Here is a 25490-nt window from a genome sequence, read left to right on the forward strand (position 1 = left end):
TGGCTCAGTTTAGCGTCATTGCCTCGGAAGGCCTTCGCACTTCATGTCATCGACCACATTTCGGCAGTCTCTGCGTCGCCTCTGGGCGCTGGATAAATTCAGCTACAGCGTGCGGGTTTTCATCGCCCTGACCGGCACCATGGCGCTGTGTTGGTATCAGGATGAAATGGGGCTGCTGATCCCGTTGTTCCTGGGGATCATCGCCAGCGCCCTGGCCGAGACCGACGACAGTTGGCAAGGTCGCCTCAATGCGCTCGCAGTGACGCTAGTGTGTTTCATGGTCGCGGCCCTGTCCGTCGAACTGCTCTTCCCTTACCCCGTCCTTTTTATCATCGCCTTTGCCCTGGCCAGCTTCTGCCTGACCATGCTCGGCGCGCTGGGCGAACGGTATGGCGCGATTGCTTCGGCAACGTTGATTCTGTCGGTCTACACCATGATTGGCGTGGATCAACGCGGCGGCGCGGTCACTGATTTCTGGCACGAGCCGGTGCTGCTGGTGGCCGGCGCGGCCTGGTATGGCTTGCTCTCGGTGTTGTGGCAGGCGCTGTTTTCCAACCAGCCGGTGCAGCAAAGCCTGGCGCGGTTGTTCCGTGAACTGGGTTATTACCTGAAGCTGAAATCGTCGCTGTTCGAACCGATCCGGCAGATGGACGTGCAAGCGCAGCGGCTGGAACTGGCCCAGCAGAACGGTCGGGTGGTGGCAGCCCTGAACGCCGCCAAGGAAATCATTCTGCATCGGGTCGGCGATGGGCGGCCGGGCGTGAAAGTCAGCCGTTATCTGAAGCTGTACTTCCTCGCCCAGGACATTCACGAGCGCGCCAGCTCCTCGCACTACCCCTATAACGCGCTGGCCGAAGCGTTCTTCCACAGCGACGTGCTGTTCCGCTGTCAGCGCCTGCTGCGTCAGCAAGGCAAGGCTTGCCGCGCCCTGGCCGAATCGATCCAGATGCGCCAGCCGTTCACCTATGACGCAAGCTTCGCCGAGGCCCTGAACGACCTGCACGCCTCCCTCGAACACCTGCGAATCCAGAGCAACCCGGCCTGGCGCGGTCTGCTGCGTTCATTGCGAGCGCTGGCCGCCAACCTTGGCACACTCGACCGCCTGCTCAGCGATGCCAGCAACCCCGATGCGCTCGCAGACGCCACCGATAGCAGCCTGCTCGACCGTTCACCACGCAGCCTCAAGGATGTCTGGACACGCTTGCGCACGCAGTTGACGCCAACGTCCTTGTTGTTCCGCCATGCCCTGCGATTGCCCCTGGCGTTAAGCATTGGCTATGGCATGGTGCATTTGATCCACCCATCGCAAGGTTACTGGATCATCCTCACCACGCTGTTTGTCTGTCAGCCGAACTACGGCGCCACCCGCCGCAAACTCGGGCAGCGGATCATCGGCACCGCGATCGGCCTGACCGTGGCCTGGGCGTTGTTCGATCTGTTCCCGAACCCGTTGATCCAGTCGAGCTTCGCGATTGTTGCCGGGGTGGTGTTCTTTACCAATCGCACCACCCGCTACACCTTGGCGACTGCCGCGATCACGCTCATGGTGCTGTTCTGCTTCAACCAGGTGGGCGATGGTTATGGGCTGCTTCTGCCGCGACTGTTCGATACCTTACTCGGCAGCCTCATCGCCGGGCTGGCGGTTTTCCTGTTCCTGCCGGACTGGCAAGGTCGACGCCTGAATAAAGTGCTGGCTAACACCCTCACCTGCAACAGCATTTACCTGCGCCAGATCATGCAGCAATACGCCGCCGGCAAAAGCGATGACCTGGCGTATCGCCTGGCCCGGCGCAATGCGCACAACGCCGATGCTGCGTTGTCGACGACGCTGGCCAATATGCTGATGGAGCCGGGGCACTTTCGTAAGGATGCGGACATCGGTTTTCGTTTCCTGGTGCTGTCGCACACCTTGCTCAGCTATTTGTCGGGGCTGGGGGCACACCGCGAAACGCAATTACCAACGGAGGTGCGCGAGCATCTGATCGACGGCGCCGGCGCAAATCTGGCCGTCAGCCTCGACGAAATCGCTCAGGGCCTGGCGAGCAAACAGCCGATTGCGATTCAGAGTGATGAGGAAGAAGCCTTGGCCAATGAGCTGGAGCAGATGCCGGATGAGATCGATGAAGGGCAGCGGTTGGTGCAGACACAGCTGGCGTTGATCTGCCGGCAGCTGGGGCCGTTGCGGACGTTGGCGGCGCATTTGATCAAGGATACGAGTGAGGCTTGAGATTCGTGGTGATTGAGCGGGCCTCTTCGCGGGCAAGCCTCGCTCCTACGGATTAGGTGTCTTGCACAATTCCCGTGGCCGACACTGATTCTGTAGGAGCGAGGCTTGCCCGCGAAAACGTCAGCTCAGACACCGCAGACCGTTCAGATCACATCCCGTGCTGCCTCAGCAACTTCTCATAACTCCCATCAGCCTTCATCGCCGCAATCTCACGGTCAAAACCGGCAACGATCTGCTCATGCTGCGGGTTCTTCAGACTGACCAGAATATGCAGGCTGTTCTCGCTCAACGGCTTGGGCAAGAACTCCACGGCGTTGCGTACTTTGGGTGACTCCCGAGCAAGGTAATACCGGGCGACGAACTCGTCTTCCAGGGTCAGCTTGACCCGGTCGGCCGCGACCATGCGCACCGCCATGGCGAAGTTATGCACCGGTACCTTCTGCAACGACACAGTGTCATCGAACTCCCGGGAATAGGCATAACCGCGCACTACCGCGATCGGGAACGTGTGCAGTTGATGCAGATTATTGAATTCGATCGGCGTGTCTTTGCGCTTGAGAAAGCGCACGCGATTGAGCAAGTACTCGCCGGAAAACTGCCCCAGCTTCGTGCGCTCTTCGGTGTACCAGGCGTTGACCAGCACGTCGTAACGCCCCTCGCCCACTCCAAACAAGGCACGCGCCCAGGGCACCTGTTCGAAATTACTGGCATAACCGGCCCGGGCCAGTGCGGTGCTGACGATGTCCGTAGCCAATCCGCCATTGACCAGCGTGGCGTCGGTAAAGGGTGGCCAGGCATCGGCTACCAGACGCAGCTTTTGCGCTGCCGCAGCCTGTGCCAGCAACAGCAATCCGATCAAAGCAAACGCTTGATGCAATCGCGGCATGCCAGAAATCCTTAACGGGCGGGTTGCCCGACGTGTTTTCAGCCAAAACTCCAAGGCCCCTCTACCGGCGAAACCGGGTCCTGACAGTAGCGTATCGGCGACATTGCGCAGTGCTGCATCGCAGATTACACAAAGAAGGCAATCTGGCGAGAAATGAATGATGGCATTTTGGTCCTTGTCACAGATTTCTTTGCCATAAAGACATCCCGCCTCAGGGCGCTTAGTATCGGAGCACGTTGTTCAAGGAATCTGAAGATGACAATCCATTGGGTCTGCAAACACCACAGCGATCTGGGTAAAGAGCAGCTTTATGCCATTTTGCAGCTGCGCGCCGAGGTGTTCATCGTCGAGCAGAAATGCCTTTACCAGGACATCGACGGCCAGGACCTGGAAGGTGACACTTGCCATTTGATGGGCTGGGACGAGGATCGTCTGGTGGCTTACCTGCGCTTGCTCGACCCGGAACTACAGGGTGGCGACGTGGTGATTGGCCGTGTGATCATCGCTCCCGCCGCACGCGGCACCGGGCTTGGTCATGAGTTGCTGAGCCAGGCATTGAAACAGGCCGCCAAACGCTGGCCCGACGTGCCGATCTACCTCTCGGCCCAGGCGCATTTGCAGGGGTATTACGGGCGGTACGGGTTTGTGGTGGTGGGTGAGGAATACCTGGAGGATGACATTCCGCATATCGGGATGCGTCGTTCCTGAGGGCCCTTCGCGGGCAAGCCTCGCGCCTACAGGTTATGTGTCGGCCACCGCCGCCCCTGTAGGAGCGAGGCTTGCCCGCGATGGCGTCAGCACCGACGCCGCAAATACTCAGGGATACTCCAACACCGCTTTGATCTGCCGCAGATTGCGCTCGATCCACCCCCGATCAATCGCCCCCCACTCGCGAATCCGGTAGCGCCCCGCATGGTTGCGCGCGCCTTCTTCCTGTTCGAACTCACAAACGATATCCAGATCCGCCAATGCCGCAATGGTGTCCTGGGCCGTGCGCCGAGGCATGCCGGTGACTTCGGTCAACGCCGGGACGCTGCTGGCCAGCCCGCTGTCGATCAGGTACGCCACGTACAACCGGCGGTAGAAGCTGCTTTTGGTCTTGCTCACGTCCATCCATGCGCTCCTTATAGAAGATCTTTTGATCTTGATCCTTCAGTGCATCTCCCGCCACGTCAGGTACACCCGTAAATCGAACTCCACCTGGTGATACCCCGGCAACATGTGTTCGCACAGCTTGTAGAACGCCTTGTTGTGATCCGACTCTTTGAAGTGCGCCAATTCATGCACCACGATCATTTTCAGAAACTCGGAGGGCGCGTCCTTGAACAACGATGCCACGCGAATTTCTTTCTTGGCCTTGAGCTTGCCGCCTTGCACCCGCGAGATCGTGGTATGCAGGCCGAGCGCGCGGTGGGTCAGGTCCAGGCGGTTGTCGAATAACACCTTGTCGATCGCCGGGGCGTTGCGCAAGTATTCCTGCTTGAGGTCCAGGGCATAGGTGTACAGCGCCTTGTCGCTCTGCACCTCATGCTTTTGTGGATAGCGCTGGCTCAGGTAATCGCCCAGCCGACCTTCAGCGATCAGCTGGCGCACCTGGTCCTGCAATGCGGCGGGATAGGCCTGGAGGTATTTCAACGCGGTCATTGGGGCGGCAACACGAGTCTCGAAAAGGTCGCCAGTGTAACGAATTCAACTCGTCAGCGCGCTCCAGTCGAACGGCTCGACAAAGTGACAGGTATCCTCGGCCATCAACGGCCGCGCGACCAGAAACCCCTGCACGTACTGGCAACCGTTGGCTTGCAGCCATTCATATTGCGCCACGGTCTCCACCCCTTCAGCGATGACTAACAGGCCGAACTGTTTGCATAAATCGATGACTCCGCGTACCAGCGCCGCATCCCGCTCGGAGCCCGGCAACCGGGCGATCAAATGCCGGTCGAGTTTGAGCGTGTCCAGTTCAAGGTCACGCAAGTGCGCCAGCGAACAAGCCCCGGAACCGAAATCATCCAGCGCCACTCGCACGCCCAGATTGCGCAGCAAACGCAGCTGTTTGCGTGTTTCGTCGGGGTTAAGCATCAAGGCCTCTTCCGTGACCTCGACCTCCAGCTGCCGCGGTTTCAAACCATGGCGCTCCAGCACCTGGCGCAGCTCGGTAACCAGATTGGGCAGACCGAATTGCGTGCTGCTCAAACTGACGCCCAGCACCAGATCCTCGGCAAACAAGGTATCCCAGGCTTTTCGCTGTTTGGCACTGCGGTGATAAATCCAGCTGCCCAGCCGACTGATCAACCGCGCCTCTTCCAGCAACGGCAAAAACAGCCCCGGAGGTACGTCGCCGACACTCGGATGCTGCCAACGCAACAACGCCTCGAACCCGCGAATCTGCCCGTCGGCAATGGCCACCTGAGGCTGATACACCAGATTGAAATCGCGGTTCTCGATGGCCGTGCGCACGCTCTCTTCAAGCATCAGCCGTGAACGAGCCCGGCCATTCATTTCGTGATCGTAGAAGCGATATTGCTGACGCCCCGCGCGTTTGGCTTCATACATGGCGATGTCGGATGCACGCATCAACCCATCGAGATTAGCCCCACAATCGGGGTAAGTGGCGATGCCGATACTGGCGCCCAAGGCGATGTCCATGCCTTCGATTTGCTGACAGATCGATACCCGCTCGATAAGTTTCTCGGCAATCTTTGCTGCTTGCTCAGGGAGTTCAAGATCCAGCAGCGCGGTGAACTCATCGCCGCCCATCCGCGCCAGAATATCGAAGGGCCGCAAACACGCCTTCAGCTGCTCGGACACCCATCGCAGCACCCGGTCGCCCGCATCGTGGCCGAGGGAATCATTGACCCGCTTGAAGCCGTCCAGGTCCAGGTACAACAGCACCCACGTGCTGTCGGAACGTTCGCCACGCAGCAGCAAGTTTTCAGAGGTCTGATAGAAACCCCGGCGATTGAGCAGGCCGGTCAGCGGATCAGTCACCGCCTGAAACTCCAGCTGTTGATGCAGATGGCGCACCACTGACATGTCCAGCACCGTCACCACCATGGCACGTTGTTCGGTGGGCAACGGCGCGCAGGACAACGCCACCGGCACCTGCTGACCAGGCGCGGTACGCAGCAATGCGTCGTGCAGACGCAGGGTTTCACCGCGTTTATAGCCGGCAAACAATTCCGAATCGGCCCAGATCGGGATGTGCGGTTTTTGCAGGAAATCCAGAAACTCCTTGCCTTGCAGCTCATGCACCGTGGCGTTGAGCAAGCGCGACATCGCAGGATTGGCAAAGCGAATCAGCCCGTCCTCGCCCACCACCAGAATGCCTTCGGCGGCGTTATCCAGCACCGAGGCGTTGAAAGCACGAGCGACTTCCAGGTCATGGCTCAACTGCTGCAAAGCGCGGCGATTACGCTGATGCTCGAGCAGGGCCTGGACTTTGGGTTTGAGAATTTGCGGATCGAATGGTTTGAACAGGTAATCCACCGCGCCACTGGCGTAGCCCTTGATCACGGCGTCCTGGGATTGTTCGTTGGCAGTCAGAAAAATGATCGGCGTGAGGCGGGTTCGCTGGCTGCCACGCATCAAGCGCGCCACTTCGAAACCGTCCATACCCGGCATCTGCACATCCAGCAGCACCAGGTCGACATCGTATTCGAGTAGCAGGCTGAGCGCTTCAAGCCCGGAAGCGGCAGTGATGACCTGCCAGTCCTGGCGCTGTAACAACGCGCGCATGCTGATCAGGTTTTCGGGGTAATCATCAACAATTAAAAGGATTGAGTTGCCTTCAGCTGGCATAGGTAGTGCGCATTCCATGCTGCATCTCTTGTTCGGGACCTCAGGCCGGTCTCTTGTGAAAACCGGACAAATAATGCGACTTCACTCTAGACCCGGATCCGCAAAAGCAGAAGCTACCGGTGCGCCATCACTTCAGTAAAGTTTCAGATAGCCGACTAACGGTCAGTCCTGCAGGCCCCGGAATCCGGGAAAGATGGCATTTCGACAGGATGTTGACGTCAACCATCTGCCAGACGGGCATTAACAAACACCTGTTCTACGCTTATAAAGACAGCCCGAAGGCGCGGGCTAGAGCTTCTGGCACGCGCGTACAGCTTAACGTGGAAGCTTGAACATGATCGATCTCGCAACCTGGAACCTCAGCGTTCCTGTCGGCAGCCCGCCGTACACCGTCGAAACAACCAAACTGGTGGACGGCTTCAAGGATCAATACTTCCATTCCGATACCGGCACCTTGTTTTTCTGGACCCCGGTGACCGGCACCCGCACAGAAAACGCGATTTACCCCCGTACCGAACTCCGCGAAACCTACAGCAATGGCACGCTGAAAAACTGGTACTACCCCGATGCGGATAACTTTTTGCGGGCGACCCTTACAGTCAACCAGGTACCCAGCACGGGCAAGATCGTCATTGGCCAGATCCACGCCTTCAAAAGCCAAAAGCCGATGGTAAAACTCGAGTATCAATATAAAGACTACAGCGCGACTGGAAACATCGTCGCCAAAGTCCGCATGCACCCTGACGACGATACCGCCCGCATCATCACCATCGCCACGGGCATAAAACTCGATCAGGAATTCTCCTACCTCATTCACCTCAGCCCCGGCGGCGCATTGGGCATCAGTGCGGCCGGCTATCAGTGGGACACCGACATCAGCGCGATGTGGCGTGATAAACCGCTGTACTTCAAGGCCGGCGCCTATGTGCAGGACAACACTGGCTATACCACTGAAGGCGGGGAAGTGAACTTCAGCAGGCTGGATATCGATCACGATACCTGAGGCAACTCGATCTCCTGTAGCAGCTGCCGAGCCCGCGAGGCGGCGTTCGGCCGCGAAGCGGCCGCCGTCCGGCACATACGTTTTACCTGAAAAACATGAAGCCTGATTTTGCGACTGCTACGCAGCCGAACGCAGCCTCACAGGCTCGGCAGCTGCTACGGACATAACGATCCGGGCATCTGCAAAAGTCGTAGGACTGCTCCGACTGTGGCGAGGGAGCTTGCTCCCGCTGGGCGGCGAAGCAGTCCCAAGCCCTGCCACCCAATTCCCCAGACACACCGCACCGCCCGGTTCACGACGGCCGCGCCGCCAAACGAGGTAAGCCCCTAGCCACAAAAAGTGGCATCCCCACCGCCCTCTGTAGGACCCGCGGAAGGCTGCGATCTTTTGATCTTGAGCTACGCAACCCGTCCTACACCTATCGAATACATAATAACAAATATAGCAAAAAGTCATGAAAAACTATCATTTTTCACAGTACCTAAGCTTGCAAAGCCCTCCTAAACTAACGACTAATTTCACACGCCACATGAAATTGATATATCAACTAAAAAATTAGCCAACAGCTAAGTAATGTTATCTTTTGGAGGTAAATCATGCCCACCACCGCAGAAGCATCCTACCCATCACTTTGTTTCTCAGCGAAACTTTCAATCCCCAATCAGGTCGGGAATGTTCCAATTCCTGGCTACGTAGGTTTTGAGACGGCAATAGACAAAGCTTACGTACATGCACACAATAGCCTTTACGATAAGGGAGCAAAAATTCCGGACTACGAGTTAAAGGCAGTCGATAACTTATGTATAAACAGTTATCCAAACAGCACTGCTGTATTACTTTATTTTTATTATGCAGAAGATACCACGTACACACTAAAAAGTGCAGACAAAAAATTCAACTACTGCAAGCCTTTATACGTCAAAGACGACGCAGGAAAGGTTGTTGCCTCCCCAAATAATGTCAGCTTCTTCCAATTAAAAGTAAACGATAAAATTGTTCTATTGAACGACATAAAAGAAAATACATTCGAACTTACATTAATATTAAAAAATAGCGAATTGATAGTTGGAGAAAAGACAACATGGGAGGCTAACAAAAATTTCTACTGTGCGCCAATTTTGGCAAAACGAGGCGCCACAGGTACAAAATTTCAGTGCACAATAATCGAAAGAGGTGCCTTTTCACCCACTCTTCACGAGTAGAAATAAACAACCAACACAGAGGCTAAAATTGGGGGCATCCATTAGCCTTGACTCAAGTGCAGTGGTCTAATTTCCCCGGACACCTCTATAGGTAGAAAATGCATCTATCGAGGAGTTTTTATGACCGGCTGTCTAGTCCTGAAATAGGTTTACACCTGTTTCATGCACCGCATCGGGCGTTTTGTATTTCAAAGACAAGTGCGGACGCTCGCGGTTGTAGATCGATACCGACTCACTCACCATCTTCTTCGCCTGCGTTAAATCCTGTGGTCGCTGGAGCAAAAGCTCTGTCTTTAATATCCCGTTGACCCGCTCTGCCAAGGCGTTTTGGTAGCAGTCATAGCCGTCCGTCATTGAACATCGAATGCCGTGTTTCGCATGCAGCTCCTGATACATTCCCGAGCAATACTGGCTGCCTCTGTCCGAGTGATGCACCAACGGCTGCTCCGTTCGACGGTGCTTTACTGCCCGGCGCAGTGCGTGTGCTACCGACTCGGTGTGCAGGCTTTCATGGACGTGATAGCCCACGATCTTTCGCGAAAAGGCATCCGTCACCAGGCTCAGATAGGCCACACCCTCCTGCGTTGGCAAATAGGTGATGTCAGCCACCCAGACTTGTTCCGGGCCGCTTGGAACAACTTGATCAGGACCTGGCTTGAGCAGGTTCGGGTGGCGTCGGAAGCGATGATGGCTGTCAGTCGTCTTGTGATAAGCCCGCTTGCGAGCTACCAATAAACGTCTTTCCCGCGGGATCGAAAACAGCCGATCTCGACCCACTTGCAGCTCAAGTTGAGGCTGGCAATGCAGCAAATAATGCAGCTTTCGGGTGCCCAAACGCGGCTGCCGCTGACGTTTTTGCTGAACGAAATCGGCAACTTTCTGATTCAGAACCAGACGAGCAGCGTAGGCGCGATTGCGTTTGTAGTAAGCCTGTCGGCTTATCCCCATGAACTGGCAAGCCCTGCTGATGCTCAGGTTTTTGATTCGTTTTTTCGCGAGGACTTGCCGGGACGCTTTTTTACGACAGAAAGACCATAGTCATTCTTCAAGACATCCACGACCGCCTCGAAAAACTGCGCTTTCTGATTGGACAGAGCTAACTGCTCTTCAAGCTCTTTGATGCGTTGCTCTGGCGTTAATGGTCGGTTTTTATCAGGCATAGACCCCATCCTCGGCGAGCCAATGTATGTGCCTGGGCTCCAATCTTGCCGACCCATTACACCCTCCTGAGAATAGATCAGAAGGTGTAAACCTTATTCAGGACGGGACAGGGCACATGAATGAATCCATCACCTTTTTCTGGACCCCTTTTCTGAAAACCGAACGGTAATGGAGAAAAAATGAATTCCACTATTGATCTTGACGAACTGTTTGCATCCGACATTATTCAGCTAATTGAAAACAACCATGTATCACCAATCGACTTTGGAAACTACGAACCATACAATTTCATAATAAATCGAGAAAACTTTGATTCCTATTATGGTCGCCTCGACGATAAATCAAGCTGAATGCTTGAGGAATCAATAAAAGAAAACATTAAGTTCGAATGCAACCCAGAATCTGTTAATACTTCTCCCCCACCAGCTTATATCAAGAAGCCAGATGGAGATGACACACCTCAATGGATCTGGGACCATTATAAAAATGGCGGCCGTACAAGTTAAACGCTATCGACAATCGAAAAATCTACTTAAATTTTTAACGACAAAAACCCGCCTTTCGGCGGGTTTTTATGCAACTAAACCGCTTTTGACTTAGTTAACCTTAGCGTTCAACTCACCCTTCAGATAACGCTGGTACATCGCTTCCAACGAGATCGGCTTGATCTTCGAAGCGTTGCCCGCTGTACCAAATTGGTTATAACGGTCAATACACACATCACGCATAGCAGTCACGGTTGCGCCGAAGAACTTGCGCGGGTCGAACTCGCTTGGGTTGGTAGCCATCAGGCGACGCATGGCGCCAGTGGAGGCCAGGCGCAGGTCGGTGTCGATGTTGACCTTGCGCACGCCGTGCTTGATGCCTTCGACGATTTCTTCAACCGGTACGCCGTAGGTTTCTTTGATGTCGCCGCCGTACTGGTTAATGATCGCCAGCCACTCTTGCGGAACCGAAGACGAGCCGTGCATCACCAGGTGGGTGTTCGGGATGCGTTTGTGGATTTCCTTGATGCGGTCGATGGCCAGCACGTCGCCAGTAGGTGGCTTGGTGAACTTGTAGGCGCCGTGGCTGGTGCCGATGGCGATGGCCAGGGCATCGACCTGGGTGCGCTTGACGAAGTCAGCGGCTTCTTCCGGGTCGGTCAGCATCTGGCTGTGATCCAGAACGCCTTCGGCGCCGATGCCGTCTTCTTCACCAGCCATGCCGGTTTCCAGCGAACCCAGGCAGCCCAGCTCGCCTTCTACCGATACGCCGCAGGCGTGAGCCATGGCTACGGTTTGTTGGGTAACACGGACGTTGTAGTCGTAGTCGGTCGGGGTCTTGCCGTCTTCGCCCAGGGAACCGTCCATCATGACCGAGCTGAAGCCCAGCTGGATGGAGCGCTGGCAGACGTCAGGGCTGGTGCCGTGGTCCTGGTGCATGCACACCGGGATGTGCGGGAATTCTTCGATCGCCGCCAGGATCAGGTGACGCAGGAACGGGGCGCCTGCGTATTTGCGAGCACCGGCCGAAGCCTGGACGATCACCGGGGAGTCAGTCTTGTCAGCGGCTTCCATGATGGCGCGCATCTGCTCAAGGTTGTTGACGTTGAAGGCTGGAACGCCGTAGCCGAACTCGGCTGCGTGGTCCAGCATCTGGCGCATGCTGATAAGTGCCATTGTGTGTGTCTCTCCCGGTTGAGGGTCGTTAATCGTGCCAGCCTGCCGTAGCGGCGGCGGCTATTCAAGTTATTGCAGATCGGAACTGGCCCGGACTGCGAATTCGGTGGTGCATCAATCTCTACAAGCCGTCGATTTCCTGTAGGAGCGAAGCTTGCTCGCGAAGGGGTCATCACATTCAACACATGTGTTGTCAGTTAAACCGCTTTCGCGAGCAAGCTTCGCTCCTACAGGTTTGGCGCAGCTTCCTCTTACTCGGCTTTACAACCGCGGCCGATCAAATCATTGGTGGCGACCCAATACACCAGGCCTTCCTCACCTTTTACGTGAAACGCCAGCATGTCGTTGCTGTACAGAGAACCTTCGGCGCCCGGTTCAAGCTTCAAGCGGTAGACCTGATCGGCACCGCCCAGACGAACATCGACTTCCTTGCGGTTAATGTCAGTGTAGCGCCAGAGTACTTTGGCCTGACTGTCGCAGGTCCAGGTGTTCCAGCTTTGCGTGGGCTCGGCAGCGTTGAACAGGTTCAGATTGGCGCAACCTCCCAGCAATGCCAGGGCCGCAGCGGCGATAAAGCGTTTCATCCATGTTCCTCGACTGACGGCACACGCCGCCAGCCTTGAATAAAGAGTCAGACCCCTCAAGGGCAACCATGTTCCTTGGCCGGGACCTGTGTCTCGTATTTGTCCAGGCCATCGGGCCCGGAACGCTTGTTGATCACCGGGTTGGTTTCCGCTTGCCAGTCGGCCTGGTAGCAGCCTTTTTCCTGTGTTTGCGGCGCGGGCTCCGGCGTGGCTTTGGGGTTACTCCCGCAAGCCGCCAGCATACCCGCGGCGATCAACAGCATTAAGGACCTGACCATGTGAACACTCCTTTGCCTGGCCAAATGCGCGGCCTCAGGCCTTGGCCCGGCTTTCCAGGACTTCGACGGCCGGCAACACTTTGCCTTCGACGAATTCGAGAAACGCGCCGCCGCCGGTAGAAATGTAGGAGATTTGTTCGGCAACGCCATATTTATCGATGGCCGCCAAAGTGTCGCCGCCGCCAGCGATGGAGAACGCCGAGCTTTCGGCGATGGCCTGGGCCAGCACTTTGGTGCCGTTACCGAACTGGTCGAATTCGAACACGCCCACCGGGCCGTTCCACAGGATGGTCTTGGACGACTTCAGCAGCTCGGCGAAATTCGCCGCGGTCTGTGGGCCGATGTCCAGGATCATGTCATCGGCGGCCACGTCAGCGATCAGTTTGACGGTCGCGGTCGCGGTTTCAGCGAATTCCTTGGCAACCACCACGTCGACCGGCAGCGGAACGCTGACCTTGGCGGCGATTTCCCGGGCGGTGTCCAACAGGTCCGGCTCGTACAGGGACTTGCCGACCGGATGACCGGCAGCGGCCAGGAACGTGTTGGCAATGCCACCGCCGACGATCAGTTGATCGCAGATCTGGCTCAGGCTGTTGAGCACGTCGAGTTTGGTCGACACTTTGGAGCCGGCAACGATAGCGGCCATCGGCTGCGCTGGGGCGCCCAGGGCTTTACCCAGCGCGTCCAGTTCGGCGGCCAGCAGCGGACCAGCGGCGGCGACTTTGGCGAACTTGGCCACGCCATGGGTCGAACCCTCGGCACGGTGAGCGGTGCCGAAGGCGTCCATCACGAACACGTCACACAGGGCCGCGTATTGCTTGGCCAGTTCGTCAGCGTTCTTTTTCTCGCCCTTGTTGAAGCGCACGTTTTCGAACAACACGATGTCGCCGGCTTTCACGTCGACGCCGCCCAGGTAATCGGACACCAGCGGCACTTCGCGGCCCAACGCCTTGCTCAGGTAATCTGCCACCGGCGCAAGGCTGTTCTCGGCCGAGAACTCGCCTTCGGTCGGACGGCCAAGGTGCGAGCAGACCATCACGGCAGCACCTTTTTCCAAGGCCAGCTTGATGGTCGGCAGCGAAGCCAGGATTCGCGCATCGCTGGTGACAACACCGTCCTTGACTGGGACGTTGAGGTCTTCGCGGATCAGTACGCGCTTACCTTGCAGATCGAGGTCGGTCATCTTCAACACGGTCATGGGTCGCATTTCCTGGATAGCTGTTTTAGAGAGCAGTTTTTGATTGTGGTGCAGCTGTTTGCAAATAGTGTTCTGCAACGTCCAGCATTCGATTGGCAAAACCCCATTCGTTGTCGAACCAGGCCAGGATGTTCACCAGCCGTGGGCCGGAAACGCGGGTCTGACTGGCATCGACAATGGCCGAATGTGGGTCATGATTGAAATCACAACTGGCGTGAGGCAACTCGGTGTAGGCCAATAAGCCCTTGAGCGGGCCATGGGTGGCGGCCTCACGCAGAATCCGGTTGACCTCGGTGGCGTCGGTATCGCTTACGGTCTGCATCGTAATGTCGAGGCAGGACACGTTAACCGTCGGCACCCGCACAGCTTTGGCCTGAATTCGTCCGGCAAGTTCCGGCAGCAGGCGTTCAATGCCTCGCGCCAGACCAGTGGACACCGGAATCACCGACTGGAACGCCGAACGTGTACGGCGCAGGTCTTCGTGGTGATAAGCGTCGATCACTGGCTGATCGTTCATCGCCGAGTGGATGGTGGTGATCGACACGTATTCCAGACCAATCGCCTGGTCCAGCAAGCGCAATAAAGGCACGCCGCAATTGGTGGTGCAGGAGGCGTTGGACACCAGCAGTTCGTCGCCGGTCAGGCAATCCTGGTTCACGCCATAGACGATGGTGGCGTCGACATCTGCCTCGCTGGCCATCGGTTGTGAGAACAGCACCCGCGGCGCACCGGCGTCGAGGAACCGCTGGCCATCGGCACGCGTGTGATAGGCGCCGGAGCATTCCAGCACCAGATCGACGCCCAGTGACGCCCAATCGATGCCTTCGGGGGTGGCACTGCGCAGGACCTTCACGCAGTCGCCTTTAATATGCAGACAATCGCCCTCGACCCTTACCTCACCGGGAAACCGCCCGTGTGTGGAGTCAAAGCGTGTCAGGTATTCAATGCTGGCCATGTCGGCCAGATCATTGATCGCGACAATTTCAAACCCTGCCGCCGAGCCTCGCTCAAACAACGCACGCAAGACGCAACGACCAATCCGGCCGTAGCCGTTGAGTGCAACTTTGTAAGGACGCGGTTGAGGCATGGGGTTCTCGATTACCGTGGTGAATCCGTCAGTGTTGCGTTGAATGTTCTATTGCCATCGCGGGCAAGCCCGCTCCCACATGGACGGTGTAAATCCCTGTGGGAGCGGGCTTGCCCGCGATAGCGTCAGAACAGGCAATACATCACCTGGACTTAGTCTTCCAGCAGCTCTTCAGCCTGACCCAGGATGTTTTCCAGGGTGAAGCCGAACTCTTCGAACAACGCAGGCGCAGGCGCCGACTCGCCGTAGGTGGTCATGCCGATCACACGGCCTTCCAGGCCCACGTACTTGTACCAGTAGTCCGCGTGAGCGGCCTCGATGGCGATACGCGCGCTGACCTGCAATGGCAGAACAGCTTGCTTGTAGCTGGCGTCCTGGGCTTCGAAGACGCTGGTGCACGGCATCGAAACAACACGCACCTTGCGGCCTTGCTCGGTCAGTTTGTCGAAGGCTTGAACGGCCAGGCCGACTTCCGAACCGGTGGCGATCAGGATCAGCTCAGGCTCGCCTGCGCAGTCTTTCAGCACGTAGCCACCGCGATTGATGCACTCGATCTGCACGGCATCACGGGTTTGGTGCTGCAGGTTCTGACGGGAGAAGATCAGTGCCGACGGACCCTCGTCACGCTCCAGTGCGCATTTCCAGGCCACTGCCGATTCAACGGCATCGGCTGGACGCCAGGTATCGAGGTTCGGCGTGCAACGCAGGCTGGCCAGTTGCTCGATCGGCTGGTGAGTCGGGCCGTCTTCGCCCAGACCGATGGAGTCGTGGGTGAACACATAGATGATGCGTTTCTTCATCAGCGCCGACATGCGCACCGCGTTGCGGGCGTATTCCATGAACATCAGGAAGGTCGCGCCGTACGGCACCAGGCCGCCGTGCAGGGCCACGCCGTTCATGATCGCGCTCATGCCGAACTCGCGAACGCCGTAGTACATGTAGTTACCGCTGGCGTCTTCGGCGGTGACGCCTTTGCAACCTTTCCACAAGGTCAGGTTGGAACCGGCCAGGTCAGCCGAACCGCCCAGCAGTTCCGGCAACAGCGGGCCGAACGCGTTCAAGGCGTTCTGGCTGGCTTTACGGCTGGCGATGGTTTCGCCCTTGGCCGCGACTTCAGCAATGTAAGCAGCCGCTTTTTCCGCGAAGTCTTCCGGCAGGTCACCGCTCAGACGACGAATCAGTTCGTTGGCCAGCTCCGGGAAGGCCGCGGAGTAAGCAGCGAAACGCTGATCCCACTCAGCTTCGGCAGCGCGACCGGATTCCCTGGCGTCCCACTCGGCATAAATATTGGCCGGGATTTCGAACGGGCCGTGGTTCCACTTCAGTGCTTCACGGGTCAGAGCGATTTCCGCATCACCCAACGGGGCACCGTGGCAGTCTTCCTTGCCCTGCTTGTTCGGCGAACCGAAACCGATGGTGGTCTTGCAGCAGATCAGCGTCGGCTGCTCGCTTTTGCGCGCCGTATCGATGGCGATCTTGATTTCTTCCGGATCATGACCGTCGACGTTGCGGATCACCTGCCAGTTATAGGACTCGAAACGCTTCGGCGTGTCGTCGGTGAACCAGCCTTCGACTTCGCCGTCGATGGAAATGCCGTTGTCATCGTAGAAGGCGATCAGCTTACCCAGGCCCAAGGTGCCAGCCAGGGAACTGACTTCGTGGGAAATGCCTTCCATCATGCAGCCATCACCCAGGAATACGTAGGTGTGGTGATCGACGACGTTATGGCCGGGACGGTTGAACTGCGCCGCCAGGACTTTTTCCGCCAACGCGAAACCTACGGCGTTGGCCAGGCCTTGCCCCAGTGGACCGGTGGTGGTTTCGACGCCCGGGGTGTAGCCGTATTCCGGGTGACCCGGAGTGCGGCTGTGCAGCTGGCGGAAGTTTTTCAGGTCATCGATCGACAGGTCATAGCCGGTGAGGTGCAGCAGCGAGTAGATCAACATCGAACCGTGACCGTTGGACAGCACGAAGCGGTCACGGTCGGCGAACGATGGATTGCTCGGGTTGTGCTTGAGGTAGTCACGCCAAAGTACTTCGGCGATATCCGCCATACCCATAGGGGCACCGGGATGGCCGCTGTTGGCTTTTTGCACGGCATCCATGCTGAGGGCACGAATGGCGTTGGCACGCTCACGACGGCTGGGCATCGCTGTTCTCCTGCGGATATTGAGTTAATAAAACGAAACGGAAAAAAGGCGAGCATTTTCCCTCACCGACCGCCTTCGGGGCAATGACAGATAGTCATCCGAAGGCGTTTTTCCAATGGATAACAGCGTATTCGACTGGTGAAACCTTTCCGCTGTTCGTTTGCTGACTGAACCTAACGCGGAAAAGCGCCATCTATCGAGCAATATCAAAACTTTTTGATATTGCCCTTGCGATGATTTCTGACCCTCACTAGACTGCTGGCCTTATGAATTTACGCGTGCCTTCCATTCAACATGACGATTGCGATGAACTGGCGGCCCTGTGCAAGGCCGGTGGCGATCCTCTGCGACTGAATGTATTGCGCGCGCTGGCCAACGATTCGTTTGGCGTACTGGAACTGGCGCAGATCTTCGGCATCGGTCAGTCCGGCATGAGTCATCACCTCAAAGTGTTGGCCCAGGCCGACCTGGTGGCGACCCGCCGTGAAGGCAATGCGATTTTTTATCGTCGTGCGCTGCCCCACACCGACCTGCTGGGCGGCAAGCTGCATGCCGCGTTGCTGGAAGAAGTGGACAACCTGACCCTGCCTGCCGATGTGCAGGCGCGGATCGGTCAGGTCCATGGGCAACGAGCAGCGGCCAGCCAGGATTTTTTCTCACGGGTCGCAGAGAAGTTTCGTGCCCAGCAAGACTTGATCGCCGGCCTGGCGCAATACCGCGAAAGCGTGGTGACACTGCTCGACAAGCTGAGTTTCGGCCCGGGCGCCACAGCCATCGAAGTGGGCCCCGGCGATGGCGGTTTTCTGCCGGAGCTGGCGCATCGTTTCGTTCAAGTCACAGCGCTGGACAACAGCCCGGCGATGCTCGATCTGGCTCGCCAGGTCTGCGAACGTGAAATGCTGGCTAACGTCAGCCTGCAACTGGCCGATGCATTGAACGGTGTAAGCCTCAAGGCAGATTGCGTTGTACTGAACATGGTGCTGCACCATTTTGCCGCGCCGGCCGAAGCCCTCAAGCGCATGGCCGACTTGCTGCAACCGGGCGGAAGCCTGCTCGTGACAGAGTTATGTAGCCACAACCAGAGTTGGGCCAGGGAGGCCTGCGGTGATCTGTGGTTGGGGTTTGAACAGGACGATCTGGCCCGTTGGGCCACCGCTGCGGGACTCGTTCCCGGGGAAAGCCTCTATGTAGGCTTACGTAATGGTTTCCAGATTCAGGTCCGCCATTTTCAGCGACCGACTGGCGACACTCACCATCGGTAAATTCAGGAAAAAATCGAGATGAGCGAATACTCCCTCTTCACCTCCGAGTCCGTGTCTGAAGGGCATCCGGATAAAATCGCCGACCAGATTTCCGATGCGGTGCTGGACGCCATCATTGCTGAAGACAAATTCGCCCGTGTAGCGTGCGAGACCCTGGTCAAAACCGGCGTGGCAATCATCGCAGGTGAAGTCACCACGTCGGCCTGGGTCGATCTGGAAGACATCGTCCGTAAGGTGATTCTCGACATCGGCTACAACAGCTCCAATGTCGGCTTCGACGGTGCCACTTGCGGCGTGATGAACATCATCGGCAAGCAGTCCCCCGACATCAACCAGGGCGTTGACCGTGCCAAGCCTGAAGATCAGGGCGCCGGCGACCAGGGCCTGATGTTCGGTTACGCCAGCAACGAAACCGACGTGCTGATGCCAGCACCAATCACCTTCTCGCACCAATTGGTTCAACGTCAGGCCGAAGCCCGTAAATCCGGCCTGCTGCCTTGGCTGCGCCCGGATGCCAAGTCGCAAGTGACTTGCCGTTACGAAGGCGGCAAGGTTGTCGGTATCGACGCAGTTGTACTGTCGACCCAGCACAACCCTGACGTGTCCTACAAAGACCTGCGCGAAGGCGTGATGGAGCTGATCGTCAAGCACGTACTGCCTGCCGAGCTGCTGTCCAAGGACACCCAGTTCCACATCAACCCGACCGGCCAATTCATCATCGGTGGCCCGGTGGGCGACTGCGGCCTGACCGGCCGCAAGATCATCGTCGACAGCTATGGCGGCATGGCCCGTCACGGCGGCGGCGCGTTCTCCGGCAAGGATCCATCGAAAGTTGACCGTTCGGCGGCCTACGCCGGTCGTTACGTGGCCAAGAACATCGTGGCTGCCGGCCTGGCCGAGCGTTGCGAGATTCAGGTTTCCTACGCGATCGGCGTTGCACAACCTACGTCGATTTCGTTGAACACCTTCGGCACCGGCAAAATCAGTGACGACAAGATCGTCAAACTGGTTCGCGAAGTGTTCGACCTGCGTCCATACGCAATCACCACCATGCTCGACCTGCTGCACCCGATGTACCAGGAAACCGCTGCGTACGGCCACTTCGGTCGCACCCCGGGCACCAAGACTGTGGGCGACGATACGTTCACCACTTTCACCTGGGAAAAAACCGATCGCGCCGACGACCTGCGTGTCGCTGCGGGCCTGTAAGACTTTTCCTGCGGTACCCAAAGCCCCGCACGGTTCGCCGTGCGGGGCTTTTTCATGAGTGAGCTCAAAAGATCGCAGCCTTCGGCAGCTCCTACAGGTGTACGCCATTCCCTTGTAGGAGCTGCCGAAGGCTGCGATCTTTTGATCTTCGCACTTCGAAACACGCAGAATCACACCCTTGCAACCCACACCCGAAAACTGACTAGCCTTGAAAGCATCCCACTGAGCAAGGACGCTCTCGATGCTGCCCAACCTGCGCCTGTTTTTCGCTTTCCTGCTGACCCTCGCCAGCCAGACCGCCACTTCCACCGAATGCCCCGATTGGCCGCCCACCCGCGCACAGGACGAAATCACCACCCTGCAACTGCAAATCGATCGCTGGGACGACAGCTACCACCGTGAAGGCCAATCGCTGATCGCCGATGAGCTCTATGACCAGTCCCGGACGCGACTGACCGAATGGCGTGAGTGTTTTGATTCAGGCCCCTCCCCAGAACCATTGCGTACCGCCGGCGGCACAATTGCTCACCCCGTCGCCCATACCGGCCTGGAAAAACTGCGCGATGGGCGCGCCGTCGAAGCCTGGCTGAAAGATCGGGGCGAGGTGTGGATTCAGCCCAAGGTTGACGGCGTGGCGGTGACGCTGATTTACCGCAACGGCTGGCTGCACCGGGCGATCAGTCGTGGGGACGGGGTAAAAGGCCAGGACTGGACAGCCGCGGCACGCCAGATCGCCGTCATCCCTGAAAAACTTACGCAGTCGCTGGACTTGCTGGTGCAAGGCGAACTCTATTGGCGCCTGACCGAACACGTACAAGCCGAGGCCGGCAGCCTCAATGCCCGCGCCACGGTGGCCGGGTTGATGGCACGCAAGGCGCTGAGCACCGAGCAGGCCGCCGGAATTGGGTTGTTTGTCTGGGACTGGCCGCAGGGCCCGAAAAGCCTGCCCGACCGGGCGGCAGCTCTGGACAAGTTGGGGTTCCCGAGTACCGCTCCCTACAGTCAGCCGATCAAGGCCTTCGCCGATGCCGAACGCTGGCGCGAGCACTGGTATCGCTCGCCGCTGCCCTTTGCTAGCGATGGAGTCGTGCTGCGCCAGGACCAGCGCCCACCGGCCGAGCGCTGGCAGGCGAAAACGCCTTACTGGAGCGTCGCCTGGAAATACCCTTTTGCCCAGGCGCTGGCCGAGGTACGTAAAGTCCACTTCAAAATCGGACGAACCGGCCGCATCACACCGGTGCTGGAACTGGTACCGGTAATGCTCGATGACCGGCAGATCAGGCGCGTCAGTGTCAGCTCCCTGCAACGCTGGGAAGCGCTGGATATTCGCCCGGGCGATCAGGTTGCCATCAGTCTGGCGGGGCTGACCATTCCCAGGCTCGATGGGGTCGTATTGCGCAGCACCGAACGCCCGGAACTGAACATACCGCTGGCGGCCGACTTTCATTCTTTAAGCTGCTGGCAGCCCACACCCGGATGCGAAAGCCAATTCCTCGCACGCCTGAGCTGGCTCAGTGGCAAACAGGGGCTGGCCTTGCCTCATGTCGGGCCGGGTACCTGGGAGAAACTGCTCAAGGCCGAACGCCTCGACAGCCTGGTCGATTGGTTGACCCTTGATGAGCAAGAGCTTGCTAAGATTGACGGCTTCGGCGAGCGCAGCAGTACTCGTCTTTGGAATAGTTTTAACAGTGCCCGGCAACGTCCTTTCGCTCGCTGGCTCAAAGCCTTGGGTTTGCCGCCCACCGGTCAGGCGCGCCTCGCTGGCTCCTGGCAGGCACTGGCGCAACGGAACACCGAACAATGGCAGGCCGAAGACGGCATCGGCCCGGGGCGCGCAGCACAATTGAGCGCATTTTTCCGCGATCCGCAGGTCCTGGCCTTGAGTGAAGCTTTACGTACTGCCGGGATTGACGGTTTCTAGACGTCAGCCCTGCCTGAGAACCGGGAACCCCACAGGACCGATGCGCTCAAACAGCCCATTGCCATATCGAATTTTTCACCTGGAGCTTTTATGAAACTTCTTTCACCGCTTGCCTTGTTGACCCTGTGCAGCGTGATGGCCGCTCCATTGATGGCCGCCGAAGACGCCCCCGGCCTGACCGGTTGCGCCGCCAAAAAACAAGGCATCATTAACCAGATCGAACTGGCCAAGTCCCGCGGCAACGCCGATCAACAGGCTGGCCTGGAAACTGCCCTGAGCGAAGTCACTGCCCATTGCACCGACGCTTCCTTGAAGAAGGAACGGGAAAACAGGGTGCTCGACGCCAAACACGAAGTCAGCACGCGTCAGGCCGACCTCGAGAAGGCGATGAAAAAAGGCGATGCCGAGAGAATCAACAAGCGCAAAGAGAAACTGGCTCAATCGCGCAAGGAGTTGCAGGAAGCACTGGATGAACTGGATAAATAGTCTGGCTTGAACAAGGCACTTTTGTGGCGAGGGGGCTTGCCCCCGTTGGGTTGCGAAGCAGCCCCAAAATTGCAACCGCAATCATTCTGTCGATTGCGCTGGATTGCGACTGCTACGCACTCGAACGGGGACAAGCCCCCCTCGCCACAGGAGAGCGCCGCCAATCAATGATCCCGAAACTCTTTATGGCATGCACTGCAGGCATCTTCGACTTTCTGTACCGCCGGCCCCAGATTGCTGATTTTGTAGGGCTGAACCTTGCTGGCAATCACCAGTTCACCGGTGGCGCCTTCAAGGGTGCGGGCCATTTCCTGGAAGCGTGCCTGCTTCTGCCAGACATCGTCCTTGGCGCTGGTGTGATCCTCTTCGCGCACCTGCGGGAAATGTTTCCACGGCTCACGGGACAACGCGTCGAGCCTCACCGCGCCATCGACGAATTTCGGGCCATCGAACGGAATACGTCCGCGCAACATGCCGCCCAGGTCTTCGCCAATCTTGAGCATTTGCTTGAAGATCGCCTTGCGCTGACCCAGGGGCGAGTTCGGATCGACACCACCGCAGGCAGATAAGCTCAGGCAGGCCAGCAATACAACGGAAAGTCTTTTAAGCATCATGGTGGCTTCAGGTCACTGGAAACGGCAGCCAGTATCCTCGCGTCACCGGCAAAGACCAATAGCCCTATTATCAATACGGGTTGTTTGAGCGCATGGAGCACTCAGGCAACCGGCAAAGGAATTACTCCATGAACAGCCGTTTCAAGGCATGGCGTCACAATCTGGCCTGGACCCTTCCGATGGTGGCCGTACTGGCAGGTTGCACCGGCGGCGACAGCAGCAAACCGAAAACCCACGCACTGGCGACCTACTCCAGCGCCACTTGGGAAGCGCTTCCGGCAGTATCCGACAACGACCTCGTCGCCGGCTTCGGCTCGTGGCGCAGCGCTTGCACCCGGCTCAAGGCCGATCCGGTGTGGGGCGGCACCTGTGCGGCTTCCGCCAATGTGCAGCCAACCGCCAAAGACATCCGCAGCTTTCTAAAACAGAACCTCGACGTCTATGGCTTGCGCGCCGCCAATGACAACCCCAACGGGCTGATCACGGGTTACTACGAACCGGTGTACCCCGGCAGCCTGACCCAGACCGAGGAAGCCAACATCCCGGTGTACGGCGTGCCCGAGGACATGATCATTGTCTCGCTGGACAGCATCTATCCGGAGCTCAAAGGCAAACGCCTGCGCGGACGGCTCGAAGGTCGCGTACTCAAGCCGTACGATGATGCGGCAACCATCGAAACCAAAGGTGTGAACGCGCCGGTAATTGCCTGGCTGACCGACCCGATGAACCTGCAATTCCTGCAAATCCAGGGTTCGGGTCGCATCCGTCTTGATGACGGTCGTCAGTTACGCATCGGCTACGCCGACCAGAACGGCCACCCCTATCGGCCCATCGGCCGCTGGCTGGTGGACCAGGGTGAGCTGAAAAAAGAAGACGTGACCATGGGGGCTATCAGCACTTGGGCCAAGGCTAATCCGACGCGCATTCCCGAACTGCTCGGCAGCAACCCCAGCTACGTGTTTTTCACCCGCAACCCCGACAGTAACGAAGGGCCCCGCGGTTCGTTGAATGTCCCGCTGACCGCAGGGTATAGCGCGGCGGTGGACCGCAAGGTGATTCCACTCGGCAGCTTGTTGTGGTTATCGACCACACGCCCGGACGGCAGCGCACTGGTACGCCCGGTGGCCGCCCAAGACACCGGCGGCGCAATTGCCGGCGAGGTTCGCGCAGACCTGTTCTGGGGCACCGGGGATGCCGCCGGGCAATTGGCCGGTGATATGAAACAGCAGGGGCAGATCTGGATGCTTTGGCCCAAGGGGGCGGCGTTGCCGCAAGTGCCGCAGGTAGCGGACTCGCTTTAAAAGCAAAGATCGCAGGCTTCGCCAGCGACTACATTGACCGCGTGCACCGCAATATCGCGGATGAACATCGATCCCTGTAGGCGCTGCCGAAGGCTGCGATCTTTTGATCTTCTTTAAACCGACACCACAAAGAAACTGACGATCAACCCCATGCCAATGGCCCACACCAACGACCGCAGAATCGCCCAGTCTGCCAGATAGCAAATGATGTAGAGCAGCCGACTGGTGATGAACAACACCGACAGCACATTGATCGTCACCAGTTCGGCATTGCCGGCCAAGTGCGCGACGATCACCGCCGCCGCAAACGCCGGTGTCACTTCGAAGCTGTTCAACTGCGCCGAATGCGCACGCCTGGCCACACCTTGGAGCGAATCCAGAAACGCCCGCGGATCGTGATTCTCTTTCAGCCCGAACTTGCCGCCGCTGAACTTGGCGACGCCTGTGCATAGATACGGCAAGCAGATCGCAATCAAAATGCACCACAGAGCAACCGTCATAACGCAGTCCCTTCTTCAAATTATAGAAAATCGAATTCCATCAGCGGCGGCTAAAACTTCATCACCAACATGCCGATCAGCACCAGCCCACAGGCTAAGAGCCGGGGTCTGCCGAAAGGTTCTTTCAGATAGCGCATCCCAAACAGTACCACCAGAATCACACTGATCTCGCGCAACGCCGCCGCTTCGGCAATCGAACCGAGCTGCATCGCCCACAGCACCAGAGCGTAGCTGAACAGCACGCAGAACCCGACCGCCAACCCCAATCGCCACTGCTCGCGCCAGAACAGCATGAACGCCGGCCGCTTGCTCATCAGTGCCAACAGCGGAAACGGCCAAGCGCTGAGCAAGGTGACCCACACCAGGTAGTCCAACGGATGGGACCAGCGCCGTAGCGCCTGGCCATCGATGAAGGTGTAGCAACCAATGCACAACCCGATCAGCACCACCACCGGCAGCATCGACCATGGCAGACGCACCCCGCCACCGCCCTGCCAGAGCAGGCACAACATGCCGAACGGAATCAGCAAAATGCCCAAGATCTGCTGAGTCGTCAGCACTTCCCCGGCGTAGATCAGCGTCAGCGCCAGCACCACCAGCGGCGACAGGCCACGCATCAACGGATAGACCAGACCGAGATCGCCAACCCGATAGGCCTGGATCAACAGGTACCGATAGAGCAACTCGAATACCGCTGACGCGAGAATCCACGGCCAGATGTCCAGTGGTGGTAGCGCCACGAAGGGCAGCATCAGAGCGACAAACAGCAGCGCCACGCTGTCCATGCAGGCCACCACCAACAGCCGCTCCGCACTGAATTTGATCAGGGTATTCCACGCTGCGTGCAACAGCGCCGCCACCAACACCAGAACCGTCGCAAGCACGGCACACTCCTTGTTTTTCTCCCGCCCACCCCTTCAAATCTAAACATACAAGCGAGCCTGCTCGCGATGAAACCACCGCGA

General features: G+C 58.0%; 22 protein-coding genes and 1 pseudogene. 9 read left to right on the forward strand and 14 right to left on the reverse strand.

Features of this window, described 5'->3' with window-relative positions:
* Positions 1 to 43: 43 nt before the first annotated feature.
* The gene (yccS, locus tag BZL43_RS18920) at positions 44 to 2227 is read left to right on the forward strand and encodes a YccS family putative transporter (protein ID WP_095633707.1); all 2184 of its coding nucleotides are present in this window, start codon (positions 44 to 46) and stop codon (positions 2225 to 2227) included.
* A 148-nt stretch (positions 2228 to 2375) separates the two neighbouring features.
* Here the strand turns inward: yccS and BZL43_RS18925 are convergent, their stop codons facing one another.
* Positions 2376 to 3113 (reverse strand): ABC transporter substrate-binding protein, encoded by a 738-nt coding sequence (locus BZL43_RS18925; protein WP_095633708.1) that lies wholly within the window; start codon positions 3111 to 3113, stop codon positions 2376 to 2378.
* 255 nt (positions 3114 to 3368) lie between these two features.
* On the opposite strand from BZL43_RS18925, the gene BZL43_RS18930 reads away from it, so the two are divergent.
* On the forward strand, positions 3369 to 3821 hold the full coding sequence (locus BZL43_RS18930; protein WP_095633709.1) for a GNAT family N-acetyltransferase: 453 nt from the start codon (positions 3369 to 3371) through the stop codon (positions 3819 to 3821).
* Between the two features lie 108 nt (positions 3822 to 3929).
* On the opposite strand, the gene BZL43_RS18935 is transcribed toward BZL43_RS18930, so the two are convergent.
* The 3 genes from BZL43_RS18935 to BZL43_RS18945 are packed head-to-tail and all read right to left on the reverse strand — an operon-like array spanning position 3930 to position 6926.
* Positions 3930 to 4226 carry a helix-turn-helix domain-containing protein gene (locus BZL43_RS18935; RefSeq protein ID WP_007894945.1) on the reverse strand — a complete coding sequence of 99 codons (297 nt, stop codon included), beginning with the start codon at positions 4224 to 4226 and terminating at the stop codon, positions 3930 to 3932.
* A gap of 39 nt (positions 4227 to 4265) precedes the next feature.
* Positions 4266 to 4757, reverse strand: coding sequence for a M48 family metallopeptidase (locus BZL43_RS18940; protein WP_095633710.1), 492 nt, complete (start codon positions 4755 to 4757; stop codon positions 4266 to 4268).
* Between the two features lie 45 nt (positions 4758 to 4802).
* On the reverse strand, positions 4803 to 6926 hold the full coding sequence (locus tag BZL43_RS18945) for a bifunctional diguanylate cyclase/phosphodiesterase (protein WP_095633711.1): 2124 nt from the start codon (positions 6924 to 6926) through the stop codon (positions 4803 to 4805).
* Between the two features lie 316 nt (positions 6927 to 7242).
* On the opposite strand from BZL43_RS18945, the gene BZL43_RS18950 reads away from it, so the two are divergent.
* Both BZL43_RS18950 and BZL43_RS18955 read left to right on the forward strand, forming a co-directional pair.
* Complete coding sequence (locus tag BZL43_RS18950) at positions 7243 to 7911, forward strand: polysaccharide lyase family 7 protein (RefSeq protein ID WP_095633712.1); 669 nt, start codon at positions 7243 to 7245, stop codon at positions 7909 to 7911.
* Positions 7912 to 8507: 596 nt separating this feature from the next.
* Positions 8508 to 9113 carry a hypothetical protein gene (locus tag BZL43_RS18955; protein ID WP_095633713.1) on the forward strand — a complete coding sequence of 202 codons (606 nt, stop codon included), beginning with the start codon at positions 8508 to 8510 and terminating at the stop codon, positions 9111 to 9113.
* 132 nt (positions 9114 to 9245) lie between these two features.
* Here BZL43_RS18955 and BZL43_RS18960 read toward each other — a convergent pair.
* The 7 genes and pseudogenes from BZL43_RS18960 to tkt form a co-directional block, all read right to left on the reverse strand.
* Positions 9246 to 10327 (reverse strand): annotated as a pseudogene (locus BZL43_RS18960) (IS3 family transposase); the annotation flags it as partial.
* 543 nt (positions 10328 to 10870) lie between these two features.
* Positions 10871 to 11935 carry a class II fructose-bisphosphate aldolase gene (gene fba / locus BZL43_RS18965; protein ID WP_052965043.1) on the reverse strand — a complete coding sequence of 355 codons (1065 nt, stop codon included), beginning with the start codon at positions 11933 to 11935 and terminating at the stop codon, positions 10871 to 10873.
* Between the two features lie 251 nt (positions 11936 to 12186).
* Positions 12187 to 12519, reverse strand: a complete 333-nt coding sequence (locus BZL43_RS18970) for an MliC family protein (protein WP_095633714.1) — start codon at positions 12517 to 12519, stop codon at positions 12187 to 12189.
* Positions 12520 to 12575: 56 nt separating this feature from the next.
* Positions 12576 to 12797, reverse strand: coding sequence for a hypothetical protein (locus BZL43_RS18975; RefSeq protein WP_095633715.1), 222 nt, complete (start codon positions 12795 to 12797; stop codon positions 12576 to 12578).
* A gap of 34 nt (positions 12798 to 12831) precedes the next feature.
* Positions 12832 to 13995: a phosphoglycerate kinase gene (locus tag BZL43_RS18980; RefSeq protein ID WP_095633716.1), complete on the reverse strand. Its 1164-nt coding sequence runs from the start codon at positions 13993 to 13995 to the stop codon at positions 12832 to 12834.
* Positions 13996 to 14020: 25 nt separating this feature from the next.
* Entirely contained in the window at positions 14021 to 15082 is a 1062-nt protein-coding gene (gene epd / locus BZL43_RS18985; protein ID WP_095633717.1) for an erythrose-4-phosphate dehydrogenase, read from the reverse strand.
* Positions 15083 to 15234: 152 nt separating this feature from the next.
* Positions 15235 to 17232 (reverse strand): transketolase, encoded by a 1998-nt coding sequence (gene tkt, locus BZL43_RS18990; RefSeq protein WP_095633718.1) that lies wholly within the window; start codon positions 17230 to 17232, stop codon positions 15235 to 15237.
* A 266-nt stretch (positions 17233 to 17498) separates the two neighbouring features.
* Between tkt and BZL43_RS18995 the strand changes: the two genes are divergently transcribed.
* The 4 genes from BZL43_RS18995 (at position 17499) to BZL43_RS19010 (ending at position 22110) form a co-directional block, all read left to right on the forward strand.
* Positions 17499 to 18494, forward strand: a complete 996-nt coding sequence (locus BZL43_RS18995) for a metalloregulator ArsR/SmtB family transcription factor (RefSeq protein WP_095633719.1) — start codon at positions 17499 to 17501, stop codon at positions 18492 to 18494.
* Between the two features lie 18 nt (positions 18495 to 18512).
* A complete protein-coding gene (gene metK, locus BZL43_RS19000; RefSeq protein WP_095633720.1) occupies positions 18513 to 19703 on the forward strand; it encodes a methionine adenosyltransferase in 1191 nt (396 codons plus the stop codon).
* A 241-nt stretch (positions 19704 to 19944) separates the two neighbouring features.
* Complete coding sequence (ligB, locus tag BZL43_RS19005; RefSeq protein ID WP_095633721.1) at positions 19945 to 21624, forward strand: NAD-dependent DNA ligase LigB; 1680 nt, start codon at positions 19945 to 19947, stop codon at positions 21622 to 21624.
* Between the two features lie 90 nt (positions 21625 to 21714).
* Entirely contained in the window at positions 21715 to 22110 is a 396-nt protein-coding gene (locus BZL43_RS19010; protein WP_095633722.1) for a DUF1090 domain-containing protein, read from the forward strand.
* 164 nt (positions 22111 to 22274) lie between these two features.
* Here BZL43_RS19010 and BZL43_RS19015 read toward each other — a convergent pair whose 3' ends face one another.
* The gene (locus BZL43_RS19015; RefSeq protein ID WP_095633723.1) at positions 22275 to 22724 is read right to left on the reverse strand and encodes a cytochrome c; all 450 of its coding nucleotides are present in this window, start codon (positions 22722 to 22724) and stop codon (positions 22275 to 22277) included.
* Positions 22725 to 22852: 128 nt separating this feature from the next.
* Here BZL43_RS19015 and BZL43_RS19020 point away from each other — a divergent pair, with 128 nt between their 5' ends.
* Positions 22853 to 24025: a murein transglycosylase A gene (locus tag BZL43_RS19020; RefSeq protein WP_095633724.1), complete on the forward strand. Its 1173-nt coding sequence runs from the start codon at positions 22853 to 22855 to the stop codon at positions 24023 to 24025.
* A gap of 113 nt (positions 24026 to 24138) precedes the next feature.
* On the opposite strand, the gene BZL43_RS19025 is transcribed toward BZL43_RS19020, so the two are convergent.
* Positions 24139 to 24525, reverse strand: a complete 387-nt coding sequence (locus BZL43_RS19025) for an MAPEG family protein (RefSeq protein WP_095633725.1) — start codon at positions 24523 to 24525, stop codon at positions 24139 to 24141.
* Between the two features lie 50 nt (positions 24526 to 24575).
* A complete protein-coding gene (locus BZL43_RS19030; RefSeq protein WP_095633726.1) occupies positions 24576 to 25409 on the reverse strand; it encodes an EamA family transporter in 834 nt (277 codons plus the stop codon).
* Positions 25410 to 25490: the final 81 nt, after the last annotated feature.

The organism is Pseudomonas sp. PICF141 (assembly GCF_002286815.1).
Lineage (GTDB): Bacteria > Pseudomonadota > Gammaproteobacteria > Pseudomonadales > Pseudomonadaceae > Aquipseudomonas.

Coding starts and splice junctions, on each gene's coding strand:
- BZL43_RS18950 (WP_095633712.1), top strand. CDS start 7,243: ATGATCGATCTCGCAACCTGGAACCTCAGCGTTCCTGTCGGCAGCCCG.
- BZL43_RS18995 (WP_095633719.1), top strand. CDS start 17,499: ATGAATTTACGCGTGCCTTCCATTCAACATGACGATTGCGATGAACTG.
- BZL43_RS19020 (WP_095633724.1), top strand. CDS start 22,853: ATGAACAGCCGTTTCAAGGCATGGCGTCACAATCTGGCCTGGACCCTT.
- ligB (WP_095633721.1), top strand. CDS start 19,945: ATGCTGCCCAACCTGCGCCTGTTTTTCGCTTTCCTGCTGACCCTCGCC.
- BZL43_RS18980 (WP_095633716.1), bottom strand. CDS start 13,995: ATGACCGTGTTGAAGATGACCGACCTCGATCTGCAAGGTAAGCGCGTA.
- BZL43_RS19010 (WP_095633722.1), top strand. CDS start 21,715: ATGAAACTTCTTTCACCGCTTGCCTTGTTGACCCTGTGCAGCGTGATG.
- yccS (WP_095633707.1), top strand. CDS start 44: ATGTCATCGACCACATTTCGGCAGTCTCTGCGTCGCCTCTGGGCGCTG.
- BZL43_RS18940 (WP_095633710.1), bottom strand. CDS start 4,757: ATGACCGCGTTGAAATACCTCCAGGCCTATCCCGCCGCATTGCAGGAC.
- BZL43_RS18935 (WP_007894945.1), bottom strand. CDS start 4,226: ATGGACGTGAGCAAGACCAAAAGCAGCTTCTACCGCCGGTTGTACGTG.
- fba (WP_052965043.1), bottom strand. CDS start 11,935: ATGGCACTTATCAGCATGCGCCAGATGCTGGACCACGCAGCCGAGTTC.
- BZL43_RS18945 (WP_095633711.1), bottom strand. CDS start 6,926: ATGGAATGCGCACTACCTATGCCAGCTGAAGGCAACTCAATCCTTTTA.
- BZL43_RS18955 (WP_095633713.1), top strand. CDS start 8,508: ATGCCCACCACCGCAGAAGCATCCTACCCATCACTTTGTTTCTCAGCG.
- BZL43_RS18930 (WP_095633709.1), top strand. CDS start 3,369: ATGACAATCCATTGGGTCTGCAAACACCACAGCGATCTGGGTAAAGAG.
- BZL43_RS18970 (WP_095633714.1), bottom strand. CDS start 12,519: ATGAAACGCTTTATCGCCGCTGCGGCCCTGGCATTGCTGGGAGGTTGC.
- BZL43_RS18925 (WP_095633708.1), bottom strand. CDS start 3,113: ATGCCGCGATTGCATCAAGCGTTTGCTTTGATCGGATTGCTGTTGCTG.
- tkt (WP_095633718.1), bottom strand. CDS start 17,232: ATGCCCAGCCGTCGTGAGCGTGCCAACGCCATTCGTGCCCTCAGCATG.
- BZL43_RS19015 (WP_095633723.1), bottom strand. CDS start 22,724: ATGATGCTTAAAAGACTTTCCGTTGTATTGCTGGCCTGCCTGAGCTTA.
- BZL43_RS18975 (WP_095633715.1), bottom strand. CDS start 12,797: ATGGTCAGGTCCTTAATGCTGTTGATCGCCGCGGGTATGCTGGCGGCT.
- metK (WP_095633720.1), top strand. CDS start 18,513: ATGAGCGAATACTCCCTCTTCACCTCCGAGTCCGTGTCTGAAGGGCAT.
- epd (WP_095633717.1), bottom strand. CDS start 15,082: ATGCCTCAACCGCGTCCTTACAAAGTTGCACTCAACGGCTACGGCCGG.
- BZL43_RS19025 (WP_095633725.1), bottom strand. CDS start 24,525: ATGACGGTTGCTCTGTGGTGCATTTTGATTGCGATCTGCTTGCCGTAT.